This window comes from Halorubrum sp. AS12, from assembly GCF_051122765.1.
GTDB lineage: Archaea > Halobacteriota > Halobacteria > Halobacteriales > Haloferacaceae > Halorubrum > Halorubrum trapanicum.
Genome location: NZ_CP185385.1, coordinates 2480123 through 2493797, shown reverse-complemented (window position 1 = coordinate 2493797; position 13675 = coordinate 2480123). Strand labels below are relative to the sequence as shown.

At 69.4% G+C, this 13675-nt stretch carries 15 protein-coding genes, 1 tRNA gene and 1 pseudogene; 7 read left to right on the top strand and 10 right to left on the bottom strand.

The window, feature by feature from the left end; translation table 11 throughout:
* Nucleotides 1-34: 34 nt before the first annotated feature.
* Both ACODNG_RS12725 and ACODNG_RS12720 read left to right on the top strand, forming a co-directional pair.
* Nucleotides 35-904 carry a CheF family chemotaxis protein gene (locus ACODNG_RS12725; RefSeq protein WP_434521609.1) on the top strand — a complete coding sequence of 290 codons (870 nt, stop codon included), beginning with the start codon at nucleotides 35-37 and terminating at the stop codon, nucleotides 902-904.
* A 93-nt stretch (nucleotides 905-997) separates the two neighbouring features.
* Complete coding sequence (locus ACODNG_RS12720) at nucleotides 998-1927, top strand: hypothetical protein (protein ID WP_434521608.1); 930 nt, start codon at nucleotides 998-1000, stop codon at nucleotides 1925-1927.
* A gap of 22 nt (nucleotides 1928-1949) precedes the next feature.
* Here the strand turns inward: ACODNG_RS12720 and ACODNG_RS12715 are convergent, their stop codons facing one another.
* Both ACODNG_RS12715 and ACODNG_RS12710 read right to left on the bottom strand, forming a co-directional pair.
* Entirely contained in the window at nucleotides 1950-2855 is a 906-nt protein-coding gene (locus ACODNG_RS12715; RefSeq protein WP_434521607.1) for an MOSC domain-containing protein, read from the bottom strand.
* An 84-nt stretch (nucleotides 2856-2939) separates the two neighbouring features.
* Nucleotides 2940-3833, bottom strand: coding sequence for a hypothetical protein (locus ACODNG_RS12710; RefSeq protein ID WP_434521606.1), 894 nt, complete (start codon nucleotides 3831-3833; stop codon nucleotides 2940-2942).
* A gap of 103 nt (nucleotides 3834-3936) precedes the next feature.
* Between ACODNG_RS12710 and ACODNG_RS12705 the strand changes: the two genes are divergently transcribed.
* Nucleotides 3937-4332 carry a CopG family ribbon-helix-helix protein gene (locus ACODNG_RS12705; RefSeq protein WP_434521605.1) on the top strand — a complete coding sequence of 132 codons (396 nt, stop codon included), beginning with the start codon at nucleotides 3937-3939 and terminating at the stop codon, nucleotides 4330-4332.
* Between the two features lie 28 nt (nucleotides 4333-4360).
* Here the strand turns inward: ACODNG_RS12705 and ACODNG_RS12700 are convergent, their stop codons facing one another.
* From ACODNG_RS12700 to ACODNG_RS12680, 5 genes and pseudogenes are all read right to left on the bottom strand, one after another.
* Nucleotides 4361-4654, bottom strand: coding sequence for a chorismate mutase (locus ACODNG_RS12700; protein ID WP_209547075.1), 294 nt, complete (start codon nucleotides 4652-4654; stop codon nucleotides 4361-4363).
* A gap of 37 nt (nucleotides 4655-4691) precedes the next feature.
* Nucleotides 4692-5585 (bottom strand): shikimate kinase, encoded by an 894-nt coding sequence (locus ACODNG_RS12695; protein WP_434521604.1) that lies wholly within the window; start codon nucleotides 5583-5585, stop codon nucleotides 4692-4694.
* Between the two features lie 73 nt (nucleotides 5586-5658).
* Nucleotides 5659-6307 (bottom strand): annotated as a pseudogene (locus tag ACODNG_RS12690) (hypothetical protein).
* Nucleotides 6304-6765: a hypothetical protein gene (locus ACODNG_RS12685; protein ID WP_434521603.1), complete on the bottom strand. Its 462-nt coding sequence runs from the start codon at nucleotides 6763-6765 to the stop codon at nucleotides 6304-6306. Before ACODNG_RS12685 ends, ACODNG_RS12690 begins: the two are co-directional and overlap by 4 nt.
* On the bottom strand, nucleotides 6762-8129 hold the full coding sequence (locus ACODNG_RS12680; RefSeq protein ID WP_434521602.1) for a hypothetical protein: 1368 nt from the start codon (nucleotides 8127-8129) through the stop codon (nucleotides 6762-6764). The genes ACODNG_RS12685 and ACODNG_RS12680 overlap by 4 nt, the downstream gene beginning before the upstream one ends.
* Nucleotides 8130-8297: 168 nt before the next feature.
* Between ACODNG_RS12680 and ACODNG_RS12675 the strand changes: the two genes are divergently transcribed.
* The 4 genes from ACODNG_RS12675 to ACODNG_RS12660 all read left to right on the top strand — a co-directional run bounded on the left by ACODNG_RS12675 (nucleotide 8298) and on the right by ACODNG_RS12660 (nucleotide 9629).
* Nucleotides 8298-8756, top strand: coding sequence for a DUF5796 family protein (locus ACODNG_RS12675; RefSeq protein WP_434521601.1), 459 nt, complete (start codon nucleotides 8298-8300; stop codon nucleotides 8754-8756).
* Between the two features lie 28 nt (nucleotides 8757-8784).
* Nucleotides 8785-9024, top strand: coding sequence for a DUF7508 domain-containing protein (locus ACODNG_RS12670; RefSeq protein WP_434521600.1), 240 nt, complete (start codon nucleotides 8785-8787; stop codon nucleotides 9022-9024).
* An 84-nt stretch (nucleotides 9025-9108) separates the two neighbouring features.
* On the top strand, nucleotides 9109-9486 hold the full coding sequence (locus ACODNG_RS12665) for a ferredoxin (RefSeq protein ID WP_434521599.1): 378 nt from the start codon (nucleotides 9109-9111) through the stop codon (nucleotides 9484-9486).
* A gap of 58 nt (nucleotides 9487-9544) precedes the next feature.
* Nucleotides 9545-9629 (top strand) — tRNA-Leu (locus ACODNG_RS12660).
* Nucleotides 9630-9917: 288 nt separating this feature from the next.
* Here ACODNG_RS12660 and ACODNG_RS12655 read toward each other — a convergent pair.
* The 3 genes from ACODNG_RS12655 to ACODNG_RS12645 are packed head-to-tail and all read right to left on the bottom strand — an operon-like array spanning nucleotide 9918 to nucleotide 13641.
* Nucleotides 9918-10931, bottom strand: a complete 1014-nt coding sequence (locus ACODNG_RS12655) for an ABC transporter permease (RefSeq protein WP_434521598.1) — start codon at nucleotides 10929-10931, stop codon at nucleotides 9918-9920.
* Nucleotides 10928-12061, bottom strand: coding sequence for an ABC transporter permease (locus tag ACODNG_RS12650; protein ID WP_434521597.1), 1134 nt, complete (start codon nucleotides 12059-12061; stop codon nucleotides 10928-10930). The genes ACODNG_RS12655 and ACODNG_RS12650 overlap by 4 nt, the downstream gene beginning before the upstream one ends.
* On the bottom strand, nucleotides 12058-13641 hold the full coding sequence (locus ACODNG_RS12645) for an ABC transporter ATP-binding protein (protein WP_434521596.1): 1584 nt from the start codon (nucleotides 13639-13641) through the stop codon (nucleotides 12058-12060). Before ACODNG_RS12645 ends, ACODNG_RS12650 begins: the two co-directional genes overlap by 4 nt.
* Nucleotides 13642-13675: the final 34 nt, after the last annotated feature.

The window sequence follows — 13675 nt, the reverse complement described above, 5'->3', positions numbered from 1 at the left end:
ACAATAAATAGCGTACGGCGCTCAGGTAGTATCGATGGAGGAGTCCGTCGTCGCCGACTTCGTCGGCCGCGTTCACGCGGCGAGCCTACAGACCGACGAGCCGGTGACCGGTCGCGTGCTGTTGAGCCAGAAGCGACTGGTCCTCGCGACGGACGACGGCAAGGAGACGATCCCGCTCGCGCGGGTGTTCGACGTCGTCGTCGGGAGCGTCCCCGGCGACCTGCGCTCGTTTTTCAACGACAGCGTCACCGTCGCGTACGACCGCGACGGGTCGCGTCGCTCTGCGCTGGTCGAAGGGGAACCCGAGGACATGGACCGGTTCGTCCGGCTGCTGTTCAAGCTGCTGTTGCGGAACGTCACGGTCACGGTGCGACACCCGGCGAAGGTCGGCGGCCGCGTCACGGACGCGACCGACCACCGCGCCTCGGTGTCGGTGTCGCCGGGCGAGATACGGTTCGACGACTGCCCTGAACCGTTCACCGTCGACCTCTCCGCCGTGATCGACTACGAGCGCACCGACCGCACCCTCGGCGGAAAGAAGCGACCGGCACTCGTCTTCCGCCACGTCGCCGACGACCGGACGGTCACGTCGATCACGACCGTCCCGAACGAGCGGGCGCTCAACATCCTCGGTCGGTACATCAAGATCGAGTACGACGAGGCGATGGAGGACCTCGACTCGTTCGACCCGACCGAAGAGCAGCTGGAGATCCTCGTCTCCATCTACTCCGCGGGCGGCGAGGCGAACATCGCGGACGTCGTCACCGGCGACGTCACCCAGACGTCGATGATCCTCGACTCGCTGCGCGAGGCCGGCCTCGTGGCCGACGGCGAGAGCGGGACCACGCTCACCCGCAAGGGCCAGATGATCGTGAGTTCGTACCTCGAATCGGTCAACGCCTGATAGCGGGAGATAGTCGGACCGCGCCGTTCGCGGCCGCACGCGACGCGTCCGCTCGGGGGAAGTTTCAAGCTCTTGTAACCGTAGGTGTCTCTCATGTCAGGCCGCGACCACCGCGGCGGCGAGACGCCGCTCGACGCCGTGGTCCGCGAGCGGGGAATCGACGCGCCCGACGGGGCGGGGGAGGTGGACGCGCCCGGGGGCGAGACGACCGCGACCGACGGCAGCGACTCGGGACCGCGGGTCGCCCGCGTCCCGGAGACCCACGACCACGACACGTTCTCGGTCGAGGGGATCGACACCGACCGCCGCGAGGGGCTGCTGGAGGAGGTCCTCCGCGACGTCGACGGGGTCAGCGCCGCCTCGGCGACGCGGCGCAACGGGACGGTGGGCGTCCACCACGACCCGTCGCTGTCGCGCGACGCGCTCCGGGAGGTCCTAGTGGACTGCGGACTGGTCGTCGCGCCCGGCGACGACGCGTTCGAGGCGCGACGCGCCTCGCAGTTCGCGTCGGCCCGCGTCGCGGTCGCGGTCCTCTTCGGCCTGATGGTCGCGACGCCGTACGTCGCGGTGCTGTACCCGACCCGCGTCGAGTGGCTGTTCTACGACCCCGTGACGGTCCAGTACCTTCAGTCGATCCTCGACTCGCAGATGACGACGCACTTCTTCGTGAACCTCGGCGCACTCTCCGGGATCGCGTTCCTCGTCGCCTGCGGTCCCACAATCCGCCGCGCGCTCGCGGCGGTGCGTGACGGTCGGTTCACCAACGAGATCGCGTTCGTCGGGAGCGTCGTCGCCCTCTACGGGTACAGCACGCTGGTCGCGTTCACCGGGCTGGAGGGCGCGGTCCACTACGACCTGGTCGCGTACGCGGTCGTCGTCGCCACCCTGTGGACGCAGTTCGGCGTCACGGACACCGCGGTCGACCCCGCGTCGACCGGTGAGTCCGCGGCGGAAGAGGTCCCCGACGCCGACGGCGACGGCGACGGCGACGAACCGGTCGCGATGACCGACGGCGGCCGCTGACGCGTCGCGGCTCCCCGTCCGACTACTCCGCCGTAGATTCGCTCTCGGCGATCGGCGTCCCGTTCTCGTCGACCGCGACGACCCCCTCGACAGTGACCTCGTCGCCGACGGCGAGGGCGTCTCCCCACGAGCGCTCCTCAACGACGGTGTTGACCATCAGCCGGAAGTCGTGGTCGAAGCGGTCGCTTTCCGTCCACTCCGGTAGCGTCTCGCGGCGCCGCCGGATGAACCGCTCGCGGAACCCCTCGATCTCGTCGCCCGTGTCCGGGTCGCGGGAGGGGACGACGCAGCGCTGGCAGGGGTTGACGCCGATCAGCTCAGTCTCGCCGACCGCGACGCGGACCCCCTCTCCGTGGTCCGCGAACAGGCGGTCCTCGAAGAACGCGGGGCAGTCGTCGAAGACGACGTTCGGACGGAGCCGACGGCGCATCTCCGTCGCGTCCGCGATGCCGTCGAACCACGACGCGACCGTCTCCAAGGTCGCCCGTGAGACGACCGTCGGGCCGTGCGCGGCGCGGTCGTCGGGGAAGCCGCCGGACGAATCGCGGACGAGGTCGACCGCGTACCCAAGGTACTCGCCGACCCAGTCGGCCAGGGCGTCGCCCTCGTCGGGGAGCGCGAAGGTGCGCTCGTCCGCGGGGGCGCGCTCCGTCTCCGGCCGCGAGAGCGTCACGGCCGTCGGCGTCGCGTCCGTCGGTCCCGCGAGGTCGTACTCGGCGCTGAGTCCGTGGACCGCCGGCTCGCTTTTCCCGTTCACGTAGCCGCCGCCACCGCCGACGGAGGCCGAGTCGGGGTCGACGCCGGCCTCGACGAGCGCGTACGAGCGGTCGCCGCGGAGCGCGCCCTCGGGACCGATCGTGGCGCGGTCGACGGCGACGCCGTCACAGGACTTCAGCGGGTAGGCGACGAGTTCGGCGACGCGTGTCATACCCGGGGTTCGGCGGGGCAGACCAAAAGCGATCGGCCGACCGAGACGGGTCCCGTCGCACCGGTTCCGGAGGGGACCGGCGGGTCAGAACAGCCCGGCGATGAACCCGAGACCCATAACGATGAGAACCGCCGCGGAGAACGCGGGGAGGTACGGCGTGTACCGCTCGACCCGTTCCTGCGAGCGGTGGTAGCCCGCGATCAACAGCATCGTCAGTCCGACGATGCCCGCGATCACCGTCAGCGCGTACGCGCCCATCAGTTCGAGACAGTAGTTCGACCCGGCACACAGCGCGATGATCTCGAACTCCTCCTCGTGGGCGAACCCGAGGACGAACGCGAACCACGCGATGCCGAGGAGTCCCCGATCAGCGCTCTCGTCGAAGCTGTCGTGCGAGTGGGAGTGGCCGCCGACGAACGGGAGAAGCCCCTTCAGCTGGGCGAGGCGTCCGCCGCCGTCGTCGTGGTCGTGTGAATGATCGTGGTCGTGCCCGTCGTGGCGATCGTGGCCGTCGTGGCTGTGGTTGTGCTCGTCGTGGCTGTGGTCGTGCCCGTCGTGGCCGTCGTGTCCGTCGTGGTGGCCGTGATCACCTTCCGAGTCGTGGTCGTGCGCCTCGCCGGGAGACTCGTGCGAGTGCCCGTGGAAGTACTCGCGGACGCCGAGACCGATCAGCAGCACGCCGGCCACGAGACTGACCGGCCCGCCGATCTGAACGCCGCCGAGCACCGTGATCGGCTCGTTGACCTGCGTGAGATCGAAGTAGTTCTTCGCGTAGAAGAAGGCGGCAACCATCGCGATGCTGCTGACGAGGTGACCGAAGCCGATGATGGCGCTCGCCGCGAGCCCGTACAGCCACTTGTTGGTCTGATCGAGCGCGTAGGAGGCGGCGACGGGCCAGCCGTGCCCGGGTTCGATACCGTGAATCGCGCCGAGCAGGATCGCGCCCGCGAGCGGTCCGAACAGTTCGCTTGGGAGCATCTTGCGCGAGGGTCGGGAACGGAGCCGTTTAGCGGTTGTTAGTACCGAACCGGGGGAATCGTCATAACGAACCTCTTGTGTCCGGGGCCTCGACGACGAGGTGATGCGAACGAGTTTCAACATCCCCGACGGACTGATCGAGGAGTTCGACCGGGCGTGGCGAGACGAGGGGATTGAGAACCGGTCGCGGGCGGTCCGAGAGGCGATGCTGGAGTTCGTCGAGTCGCACTCGCGGCTCGAGGAGACGTCCGGGGAGGTCGTCGCGCTCGTCGGCTTCGACTACCGCCACCACGAGGTCATCCGAGAGCTTCACGGCGCCCAACACGAGTACCAAGACGTGATACTCAACACGAGCCACACCCATCAGGGCGAGTGGTGTCTCGAGTCGCTGTTCTGCCGCGGGGACGCCGAGCGCGTTCGCGAACTGACGTACCGGCTCCGCGACTTCGACGCCGTTCGCCGGGTGAAGGTGATGCTGATCCGCGACGGCGACGGGTAGGGCGGAGCCGCGTCGACCCGCGAAGACGCTAACGGCTCTCCCGCTGTTCGACCTTGTTCAACTCGATCAGCAGCCGGAAGATTGCCTTCACGAGATTGGCGTCCACGTCGAAGCGCTCGGCGTTCTCGCCGGCGCGCTCCATCACGCGCTCCTCTTGGCCCTCGTCGGTTGTCGGGAGGTCTCGTTCGTCTTTCACGGCCGCCACGGTGTCGGCGACGTAGGTCCGCCGGGCGATCAGTTCGACGATCTCGCGGTCGATGTCCTCGATCTCGTGTCGCAGTTCGTCGAGGCTCCGGTCCTCGGTGTTGGGTGTGTCGCTCATTGGTAGTGGGGTCGGTCGGTGATCTGCTCGCGGGTACTCACTCGACGGCCGCGCCGTCGTTTCTGGTCGTCGTTCGTCGCAGCGTCCCGGGGCGGTCGCCCCACGCGTCGGCGACCGCGTCGAGGTCGGTCTCGGGGTCGTCGGGGGCCGCGACGGCGACGACGCTCGGGCCGGTGCCGGAGAGCGACACCGCGGTCGCGTGCGGCATCGCCTCGACGGCGGGGTCGGCGTCGAACCCGAGCGCGGCCGAGAACGCCAGCCCGTTCACCGTCATCGCCTCGCCGTACCGCCCGTCGAGCGCGAGGTCGGCGACGAGGTCGGCCATCGGCGCCACGGCCTGACAGCGCGCCACGTCGGCGTCCGCGCTGTACGCCCGCTCGGCCGGGGTCCAGACGAGCACGTCCCAGTCGACCGTCTCGCGGACCCGCAGTTCGTCGGCGTCGTTGTCGGTGACGGTGACGCCGCCGAGCATCGACGCGGTCGCGTCGTCGAAGGCCCCGGTGACCGTGACGCCGGCCTCGCGGGCCGCGCGCACGCCGAGCCGGCAGGCCGCGAGGCGGGTGACGTCGACCGCGGGGTCGTCCCGGTCGTCGCCGACCGCAAGTCCGAGCGCGTCGCAGGTCGCGAGGACGGTCGCGTTGGCGGCCGCGCTAGAGCTTTTCAGCCCCGCCGCAAGCGGCACGTCGCTGTCGGTGCGGACCGTGCCGCCCTCGCCGTCGCCCCAGCGCTCGGTCGCGAGCGCGACGCAGCGCTCGATCAGGTCGGTGTCGGCGTCGGCGTCCTCGGCGATTTCGCCCGCGACGTCGTCGGCCGCGGGGTCGAGTTCGACGGTCGCACGCGTCTCGACGTCGATGCCGAACGCCGCGCCCGTACCGGTCGCGAGCGCGTTTAACACGGTTCCGGCGCCGAGCGCCGCCGCCCGTCCCTCCATGGGTTCACGCTCGCGAGCGCGGACAAAGAGGTAGCGATCACGGCGAGTCTCTCGGCGGGGGCCGACCGGGGTCTCAGACCGGCTCCGCGCGCCTGACCGCCGCGTCGACCGCGTATCGGTCCGGCTCGGGCCGAACGTTGCTCCGTCGGCTCGGGAACGTGATCTCCACCGTGAACTGCCGTGTCCGCGACCCGTCGAATCGGTCGTCTGACGGGAAACGACGCGTGACATTCCCGAACCCGACGGAGTCGCGCTCGTCCGACCCAGCCGGCGTCGGGTACGCGTCGACGCGGAACTCGACGACCCCGTACACGAACCGACCCGCGTTCTCGACGGTCAGGCGAGCGTCGACCGTCGTCCGTCCCCCGCTTTCCGTTACGTCCAGCACCGTGGCGTCGGTGACCACGAGACCGGACCCGTCGGGACCGACCTCCTCGGGCGGGGTTTCGGCGTCGCCGCCGGAATCCCCCACCGTCACCGCCGGACCCGTTGTCGCCCGCGTCCGAGTCGTCGCCGCCCCCGCCGTCGTCGTCCGATTCGTCGCCCCCCGTCCCGTCGTCCGTCTGTCGAGCGGCGGCGCCGTCTTCCTCCTCCGAGGTCACGAGACAGCCGGCGAGCAGTCCGGCGGCCCCGGCCGCGAGGACGCCCCGCCGCGACGCGCGTCGGAGGGGTCGGTCGGGTCGGTCGTTGTCGCAGTCCAATCTGTCCCGGTTTCGGGTCATCGCATCAATCCTCCGAGGACTCCGGCCGACGCGCCGACGGCCCCGGAGACGAACGCCGTCGCGAGCGTCGGCACGAGCGCGTCGGCCAGCCCGTGCGCCTGTGTCGCGGCGTCGCCCTGCGAGACGACGATAACCGTGACCGCGATCAGCCCGTACGCCAGCGCGCCGAGACCGGTTCCGAGTCCGCAGGTCGTCGCCGCGGAGACGACCCCGCGGGCGCGAGACCCGACGAGCACGCCGAGGACCCCGGCCAGCGGGACCGCGGCGACGAGGACGGTCGCGGTCACCGCGAGGTACGACTGCGCGACGAACACCGGCCCGAACCGCGCGGTCTCGCCGGTCGCGGCGGTCGCCAACGCGGCCTCCGCCCAGCCCGTCGCGGCCGCGCCGACGATGCCGACGCCGGCGCCAACGAGCGCGAAGACCGCGGCCACGAGACCGACTTCGTTCGCGTTCACGCGCCGCTCACCCACCCGTGCCGCAGTCTGCCGTGCCAGCCGGTCCGCTCCTCCCACGCGTCGCCGGAGAAGCCGGTCGCGAGGAGGAACTCCCCCGCCCGGACGACGTAGCCGTACTGGACGCCGGCGTGCTCGTCGAACCCGTACCGCTCGCCCTCCGCCTCGCGGTGGTAGAAGCGGTACCAGGCGGTCGGGCCGTCGTCGACGTCGGCACGCTCCTCGCTTCCGCCGTCGGCGGCGGTGTCGTTTTCGGTCGCCGAACTGTTCCCGCTGAAGTCGGAGCCGGCGAGCGTCGCCTCGGGGTCGATGGCGGCTCGCCCCTCCGTCGACCCCCCTTCGAGAGCGGTCGAGAGCCGCGCCTCGGCGGTCTCCGCGTCCGGATACCGCTGGACGTAGGCCGGAACGCCGTCGAGTTCGCGGGCCCAGCCCTCGAACGCCTCTCGGCGTCGGTTCCCCGCGGAAGGGCGGTCCGCGAACGCGACGAACAGCTCCTCGATCCGGTCCGCCGACTGCGGGATCGGGCCGAGCCGGGCGCGCAGTTCTCGTTGTCGCTCGGGAGCGAACGCGTCGCCGTAGATCCGCGGCACGTCGTCGCGGTCGAGTTCGTCGCCGTACGGCCGGTGCGCGAACGTCGAGAAGCCGCGGCTCGCGACGGCGAGTTCGACGAGCGTCCCGGACGTGACGCGCCCGCGCTCCCCGTCGTCCGTCGGCAGCGGCGCCAGCAGCCGACGGAACAGACGGTTGTGAATCGGGTCTCGGGAGAACTCCTCCTCGACGTAGATGGCGGTCCCGATGCTCGCGAGGTCGGTGCGCATGCGGTCGAGTTCCTCAAGAGCGCGGTCAACGTCGTCGCGGGACGCGAAATCCCGCAGAACGTCGAGGTGAGGGTCGACGCGGGCGCGGATCCGCGGCCCGGGCGAGAAGTGGGGTTCGAGGGCGTCCGCCGCCCGCGAGGCAGCGGTCTCGCCGGCGGCCGCGACCTCCTCCACCTGTTCGGCCGTGATCGTCGCCTCCTCGTCGACGGTTTCGCGGACCGATCGGACGGTCGAGACCGCGTCGGCGACGGCGTTGCGGTAGGTCGCGACCGCGTCCGGGTACTCGGTCGCGAACCACACCGCGTCGTCGACGACCGCGCGGGTCGCGTCCGCCAGCGCGGGGTTCGCCGCCGGCGGGTCGCCGTCGGCGTCCGCCGGATCGTCGGGAGGGCCGTCATCGGGCGGGTCATCGTCGGAGTCGCCGTCGTCGCCCGGCGCGTCGGCACCCTCGGGGGCGTCGGGGTACTCGACGCCCTCGACGCCGAGACACCCGGTGGTCCCGACGAGGGCGGCGCCGACCCCCAGAAGCGTCCGTCGCGTCCGTTCCATGACACGCACTCCCCGCGGTAGGAACTTAAATGTGGCACGCCGATTCTCGCAGCTGAGGGCGCCCCGGCGCTCGGCGGGGATCGAGGCGCTCCCGCCGGTCGCTGGCGGCGCGGTCCGGCGCGAGGCCCGAGCGCGTTCCTTTTGAGGCCGGCACCCGGAGCGTGGCGTATGTCCGCGCCATCACGCAGCGACGTGCCGCCGACATCGATCGGCGTCGACCTCCGCGAGGAGGGCATCGTCGTCGAGTACCTCGACGGGCGGACGACCCTCTACCGGGGCGTCCCCGAGTCGGCCGAGGGGTCGGTGACCGCCGGTCCCGGCAAGGAGACCCACGTCCTCGTCACCGACCCCACGGAGACGGAGGGCGTGATGACGTACGTGAACGACTACAAGACCGACGACGAGATCCTCGAAGACTCCGGCGTCGGCCGCGTCATCGTCGAGGACGGCGAGCGCGACGAGGTGTTCCCCGGCGTGATCGTCGGCCGCGACGGCCAGCGCAACGAGGTCGTGGCCGACCCCGAAATCGCCGGCGGGCGCGTGTTCGTCTTCGTCGAGGACGGGTGGACCGAGGGGAGCTACGAGATCGTCGAGGGTCCCGAAGACGGGCTCGACGCCCACCGGTAACCGCGGCGACGCCGACAACGCTTATCAGATGAGCCTCGCGAAACCCTGGCGCGACCTCGACCGCTCGACGGTCGGGAGCGTCCCGAACCGCTACGCGCTGTACGAACTCGGGGACGCCGACGGCGAGACGGTGGGATTCGGAACCGGGATCCTCCACGACGAACTGAAGGAGGCGCTCGCGTACGGCGACGCCGCGAAGGTCCGGTGGGAGTTGGCCGACTCGCTCGACCACGCCGAGCGCCTGCTCGCGGAACACGTCGAGGAGTGACCGCCTCGTCCGCCTCGACGTGACCGTCCCGAGCGCGCGGGAACGACCGACAGACGAAAGTCCCGCGGCCGCCGAGGGAGCGACATGAGCGACGAGGCCGAGACCGACGGCGACGAGGCCGAGACCGACGGCGGCGACGAGGTGCTCCGCGCCAGCGACCTCGGCGGCGAGGGACCGCCGATCGAGGAGAAGCCCTACAAGATCGTCTTCGAGGCGAACAAGTGCTTCGGGGCGGGGAAGTGCGCGGAGGTCGCGGACAACTGGGTGATGGACGTGGTGAGCGGGATGGCGAAGCCGGAGACGTACTACATCGGCGAGGACGACTTGGAGGAGAACGTCCGCGCGGCCGAGGCGTGTCCCGCCAAGAAGGAGGCGGGCGTGATCCACGTCGTCGACCGCCGGACGGACGAGGAGATAGCGCCGGATCCGCACGGCGACGGGACGCTCTCGGTCGACTGGTAGCGCGTTCGGCCCGGTGTTCCGAAAGGCGTTTCACCTCGCCGCGGATACCCGAATCCGCGCGGGGGTGGCTGAGCCTGGCCAAAAGCGGCGGACTTAAGATCCGCTCCTGTAGAGGTTCGAGGGTTCGAATCCCTTCCCCCGCATTGCTGCTGCGAGCAACTCGCGAGCAGCAGCAATCAGAAATGGGATTCCAACCAGGGAGCGGGAGGTGAGCGAGCGTAGCGAGCGAACGGGAGCGACCGTGGTTCGAATCCCTTCCCCCGCACTCCTGCGGCGAGCACTTCGCGAGCCGCAGGTGTTTGATCTAAATCGTTGCCTTACAAACCTAATAGCTCGGACGACGCGTGGCGAATTCTGAAGAGCGTACCGGATGGCACGGCGATCCGAGCGCGGGACTCGAACCCCCTCCCCACGTCGTGAGCGCGGGAGAGCTACTCCTCGGTTTCGTAGGGGTCACCGACGACGGACGGGACCCGCGTCTTCCCCCACACCGTGAGCACCACGAGCACCGCAGCGTACGGGAGCAGGTTGATGAGCCGCGCCGGGACCTCGATGCCGACCGTCTGGAACTGAACGTTCAGCATGTCCAGAGCGCCGAAGAGGAGTGCCGCGGCCGCGGCTCCGACCGGGTTGTAGTTGCCGAACAGGTACGCGACGATGGCGATCCAGCCGCGGCCGTCGACCATCGTCGAACCGGCCCCCACGAAGTTCCCGGCGTGAGCGAGCAGCACGGCACCTGCGAACCCAGCCATCGCACCGGAGAAGATCACCGTCGCGTAGCGGACGCGGTTGACGTCGACGCCGGCGGTGTCGAGCGCCTCGGGGTTCTCGCCGGCGGCTTGTACCCAGTAACCGTACCGGGTCCGGTAGAGGACCACCCAAGCCGCGCCGACGAGCAGGACGGTGATAAACACCAGCGGCGACTGTCCGAACGCCAGCTTCTCGACGCTGGTGAGTCCGGGGCTGGAGCGGCTCCCCCACAGGAGCGCGGCCGCGAACGGGGCGAAGCCGAGTCCGATGAACCAGACGGCCAGCCCGGCGACGATCTGATCGGCCTTGTACCGGATCAACAGGACGGCGAAGAGCGTCGTGAGGACTATCGAGACGACGACCGCGACGAGGACGGCGGTCCAGACGTCAGCCTGCGTCGGTGACGTGCCGCCGAGCACGAACATCGTTCCGGCCGTGATGAACGCGCCGAGGATCATGAACCCCTCAAGCCCGATGTTGAACACGCCGCTTTTTTCGGCGTACAGTCCGCCCACCGCCGCGAGCGCGATCGGCGTCGCCATCTCAAGCGACCGCGTCACGAACCCCCGCGTGACGATTCGGGAGAGGTCCACGTCGAGTCCGACCGTGAGGACGGCGGCGATCACCGCCAAGGCCCCGAGGGAGAGGCCACCGATCCGGACCCAGCCGGACTCGACGAGGTCGGAGACGCTCACTCGCCGTCACCCCCGAGTCCCGTCCGGTAGGCGATCATCCGAAACAGCTCCGGGGCGGCGACGAAGAGGACGACGAGTCCCACGATTCCGTCGATCAGTTGGACGGGGATGTCGCTATTTATCTGTACGTGCGATCCCGCGGACTCGAGCCCGCCGAACAGCAGGCCCGCGGGGAGGACCCCGATCGGGTTGTTGGCGGCGAGCAGGCTCACGGCGATCGCGTCGAAGCCGTAGTTGCCGATGCCGGAGGGGTCAGTGTAGTAGCCTTGAATCATAATCGCGAAGAGCGCGCCCGTCAGCCCCGCGACCATTCCGGAGAGCGCCATCGTCGAGATGACCATCCGCTTTGCGTCGACCCCGGAGTACGTCGCCGCGGTGTCCTGGTACCCGCTCGTCACCATATCGTATCCGAACCGGGTTCGAGTCATGATCACGGCGACGAGCCCGACGACGCCGAGCATGACGAGAATACCGACGATAGAGAGGTTCGGATCGCCGAAGACCGCCTGTGGGAGCTCCACGCTCTCCGGGAGGCGCCTGGTTCGAGTCGCGGTCGCCTCGGGGTCGCCGAACGGACCCGAGACGAGCCAGCCGACGAGACCGATGGCGATGAAGTTCAGCATGATCGTCGTGATAATCTCGTTTGCGTCCCCGTACGCCTTCATCACGCCGGGGAGTGCCCCGTAGAGGCCGCCGGCGGCGACGCCGACGAAAGTGCCGAGGATCATCAGGACGACTCCGCCGACCGTGCCGGCCGGCACGAACGACGCCAGCCAGATGATCGAGACGACGGTCGCGAACCCGCCGACGACGAACTGTCCCTGAACGCCGATGTTGAACACGCCGGCGCGGAACGCGACCGCGACCGCGACGCCGGTCAACACGAACAGCGTCGTGCCCCGCAGCGTGCGAGCGATGGCGCGCTCGCTCCCGAACGCACCGACCAAGAGCTGTCTGGCGAACTGGACCGAGTCGTAGCCGGCGACGGCCGCGATGACGAGTCCGATGAGAAGCGCCAACGCCGTCGACGCGGTCGCGATCCCGACGCGTTCGAGGACCGTCGCGTCGAGAAGCCTGTCTGCGGCGGCGTCGAGAGCGCCCCGAACCCGACCCCTCTCGGAACCGCTCACGACGTGACACCTCCGTCGGCGTCGGTCGATTCCGAGTCGCCGGACGCGCCCTCGTCGTCGAGCGTTCCTCCCGTCATCAGGAGACCGAGGTCGGACTCGGAGACCGAATCCGGGTCGACGACGTCAGCGAACCTGCCCTCGTACATCACCGCGATGCGGTCTGAGAGCTTCTGTATCTCCTCAAGCTTCGAGGAGACGACCAGGATACCGATCCCCCGGTCCCGGAGCTCGATCAGCCGGTTGTGGATGAACTCGATCGAGCCGATGTCGACACCGCGGGTCGGATGCGAGGCGACCAAGACGTCCGGGTCGTGACCGATCTCGCGCCCGACGATGAACTTCTGCTGGTTCCCGCCGGACAGCGACTCCGCGTCGGTTTCCGAGTCAGGAGGCTGAACGTCGTACTCCTCGATGACGTCCTCGGCGTGAGCGCGGACCGCCTCCCAGTCGATGACGCCGTTTTTCGCGTACGGATCGATCGTCTGGTTGCCGAGGAGCGCGTTCCGGTAGAGGGAGTACTCCTGAACGAGCCCCTCCGTCTGTCGGTCCTCGGGAATATACGCGATCCCGTCTTCGATCCGATCGCGTCGGCTCCGGTCCGTGATGTCGGTCCCGCGGAGCCGAACCGTCCCCGACGACGGTCGCCGGAGCCCCGTGATACCCTCGATGAGCTCACTCTGTCCGTTGCCTTGGACTCCCGCCACACCGAGAATCTCGCCCTCGCGGAGGGTGAAGTCGACGCCCGCGGCCTGCTCTTGGCCGCGGTCGCCCCGCACGTGAAGCCCCTCGACGCCGAGGACGGGATCCCCCGCGGTCCCCTCGCGTTCGAGACGGTCGAACAGTACCTCGCGGCCGACCATCATCCGCGCGAGGTCTTGCTCTGTCGTCCCGACCGCCGAAACCGTCCCGACTGCCTCCCCGTCCCGGAGGACGGTAATGTCGTCGGCGATTTCCAGAGCCTCGTCGAGCTTGTGTGAGATGAAGATCAGCGAGCAGCCGTCCGCCCGGAGGTCGTTCATCACGTCCATCAGCCCGTCGACCTCCTGCGGCGTGAGCACCGCGGTCGGCTCGTCGAGTACGAGCACGTCCGCGCCTCGATAGAGGCTCTTGACGATCTCGACCCGCTGTTGCGCGCCGAGATCGAGGTCCTCCACGGGCGTGTCGAGGAACCGGTCGACGTCGAAGCCGTACCGCGAGCAGATCGCTTCGACCTCCTCCCTGGCGCTCGCGTCGTCGACGAGTCCGTTCGTCGTCGGCTCGTGACCGAGGACGATGTTCTGAAGCACCGTCATCGGTTTTACGAGTTGGAAGTGCTGGTGGATCATCCCGATCCCCGCGTTCATCGCGTCCCGCGGCGACTCGAACGTCCGCGCCTCTCCGTTCACGCGGATCGTTCCGCTGTCCTGGTCGTACAGCCCGTACAGAACGCTCATCAGCGTCGTCTTTCCTGAACCGTTCTCGCCGAGAAGGGCGTGGATGGATCCGCTCTCGAGCGTGAAGTCGACATCGTCGTTCGCGACGATATCGCCGAAGCGCTTCGTGATTCCTTCGAGGCGTACCGCGGATCCGTCACGCGTCATAGATTCTCATAGTGGGTGGGTGGGTGATAAATTC

Coding starts and splice junctions, on each gene's coding strand:
- ACODNG_RS12720 (WP_434521608.1), top strand. CDS start 998: ATGTCAGGCCGCGACCACCGCGGCGGCGAGACGCCGCTCGACGCCGTG.
- ACODNG_RS12725 (WP_434521609.1), top strand. CDS start 35: ATGGAGGAGTCCGTCGTCGCCGACTTCGTCGGCCGCGTTCACGCGGCG.
- ACODNG_RS12715 (WP_434521607.1), bottom strand. CDS start 2,855: ATGACACGCGTCGCCGAACTCGTCGCCTACCCGCTGAAGTCCTGTGAC.
- ACODNG_RS12675 (WP_434521601.1), top strand. CDS start 8,298: ATGTCCGCGCCATCACGCAGCGACGTGCCGCCGACATCGATCGGCGTC.
- ACODNG_RS12700 (WP_209547075.1), bottom strand. CDS start 4,654: ATGAGCGACACACCCAACACCGAGGACCGGAGCCTCGACGAACTGCGA.
- ACODNG_RS12695 (WP_434521604.1), bottom strand. CDS start 5,585: ATGGAGGGACGGGCGGCGGCGCTCGGCGCCGGAACCGTGTTAAACGCG.
- ACODNG_RS12680 (WP_434521602.1), bottom strand. CDS start 8,129: ATGGAACGGACGCGACGGACGCTTCTGGGGGTCGGCGCCGCCCTCGTC.
- ACODNG_RS12705 (WP_434521605.1), top strand. CDS start 3,937: ATGCGAACGAGTTTCAACATCCCCGACGGACTGATCGAGGAGTTCGAC.
- ACODNG_RS12710 (WP_434521606.1), bottom strand. CDS start 3,833: ATGCTCCCAAGCGAACTGTTCGGACCGCTCGCGGGCGCGATCCTGCTC.
- ACODNG_RS12670 (WP_434521600.1), top strand. CDS start 8,785: ATGAGCCTCGCGAAACCCTGGCGCGACCTCGACCGCTCGACGGTCGGG.
- ACODNG_RS12665 (WP_434521599.1), top strand. CDS start 9,109: ATGAGCGACGAGGCCGAGACCGACGGCGACGAGGCCGAGACCGACGGC.
- ACODNG_RS12645 (WP_434521596.1), bottom strand. CDS start 13,641: ATGACGCGTGACGGATCCGCGGTACGCCTCGAAGGAATCACGAAGCGC.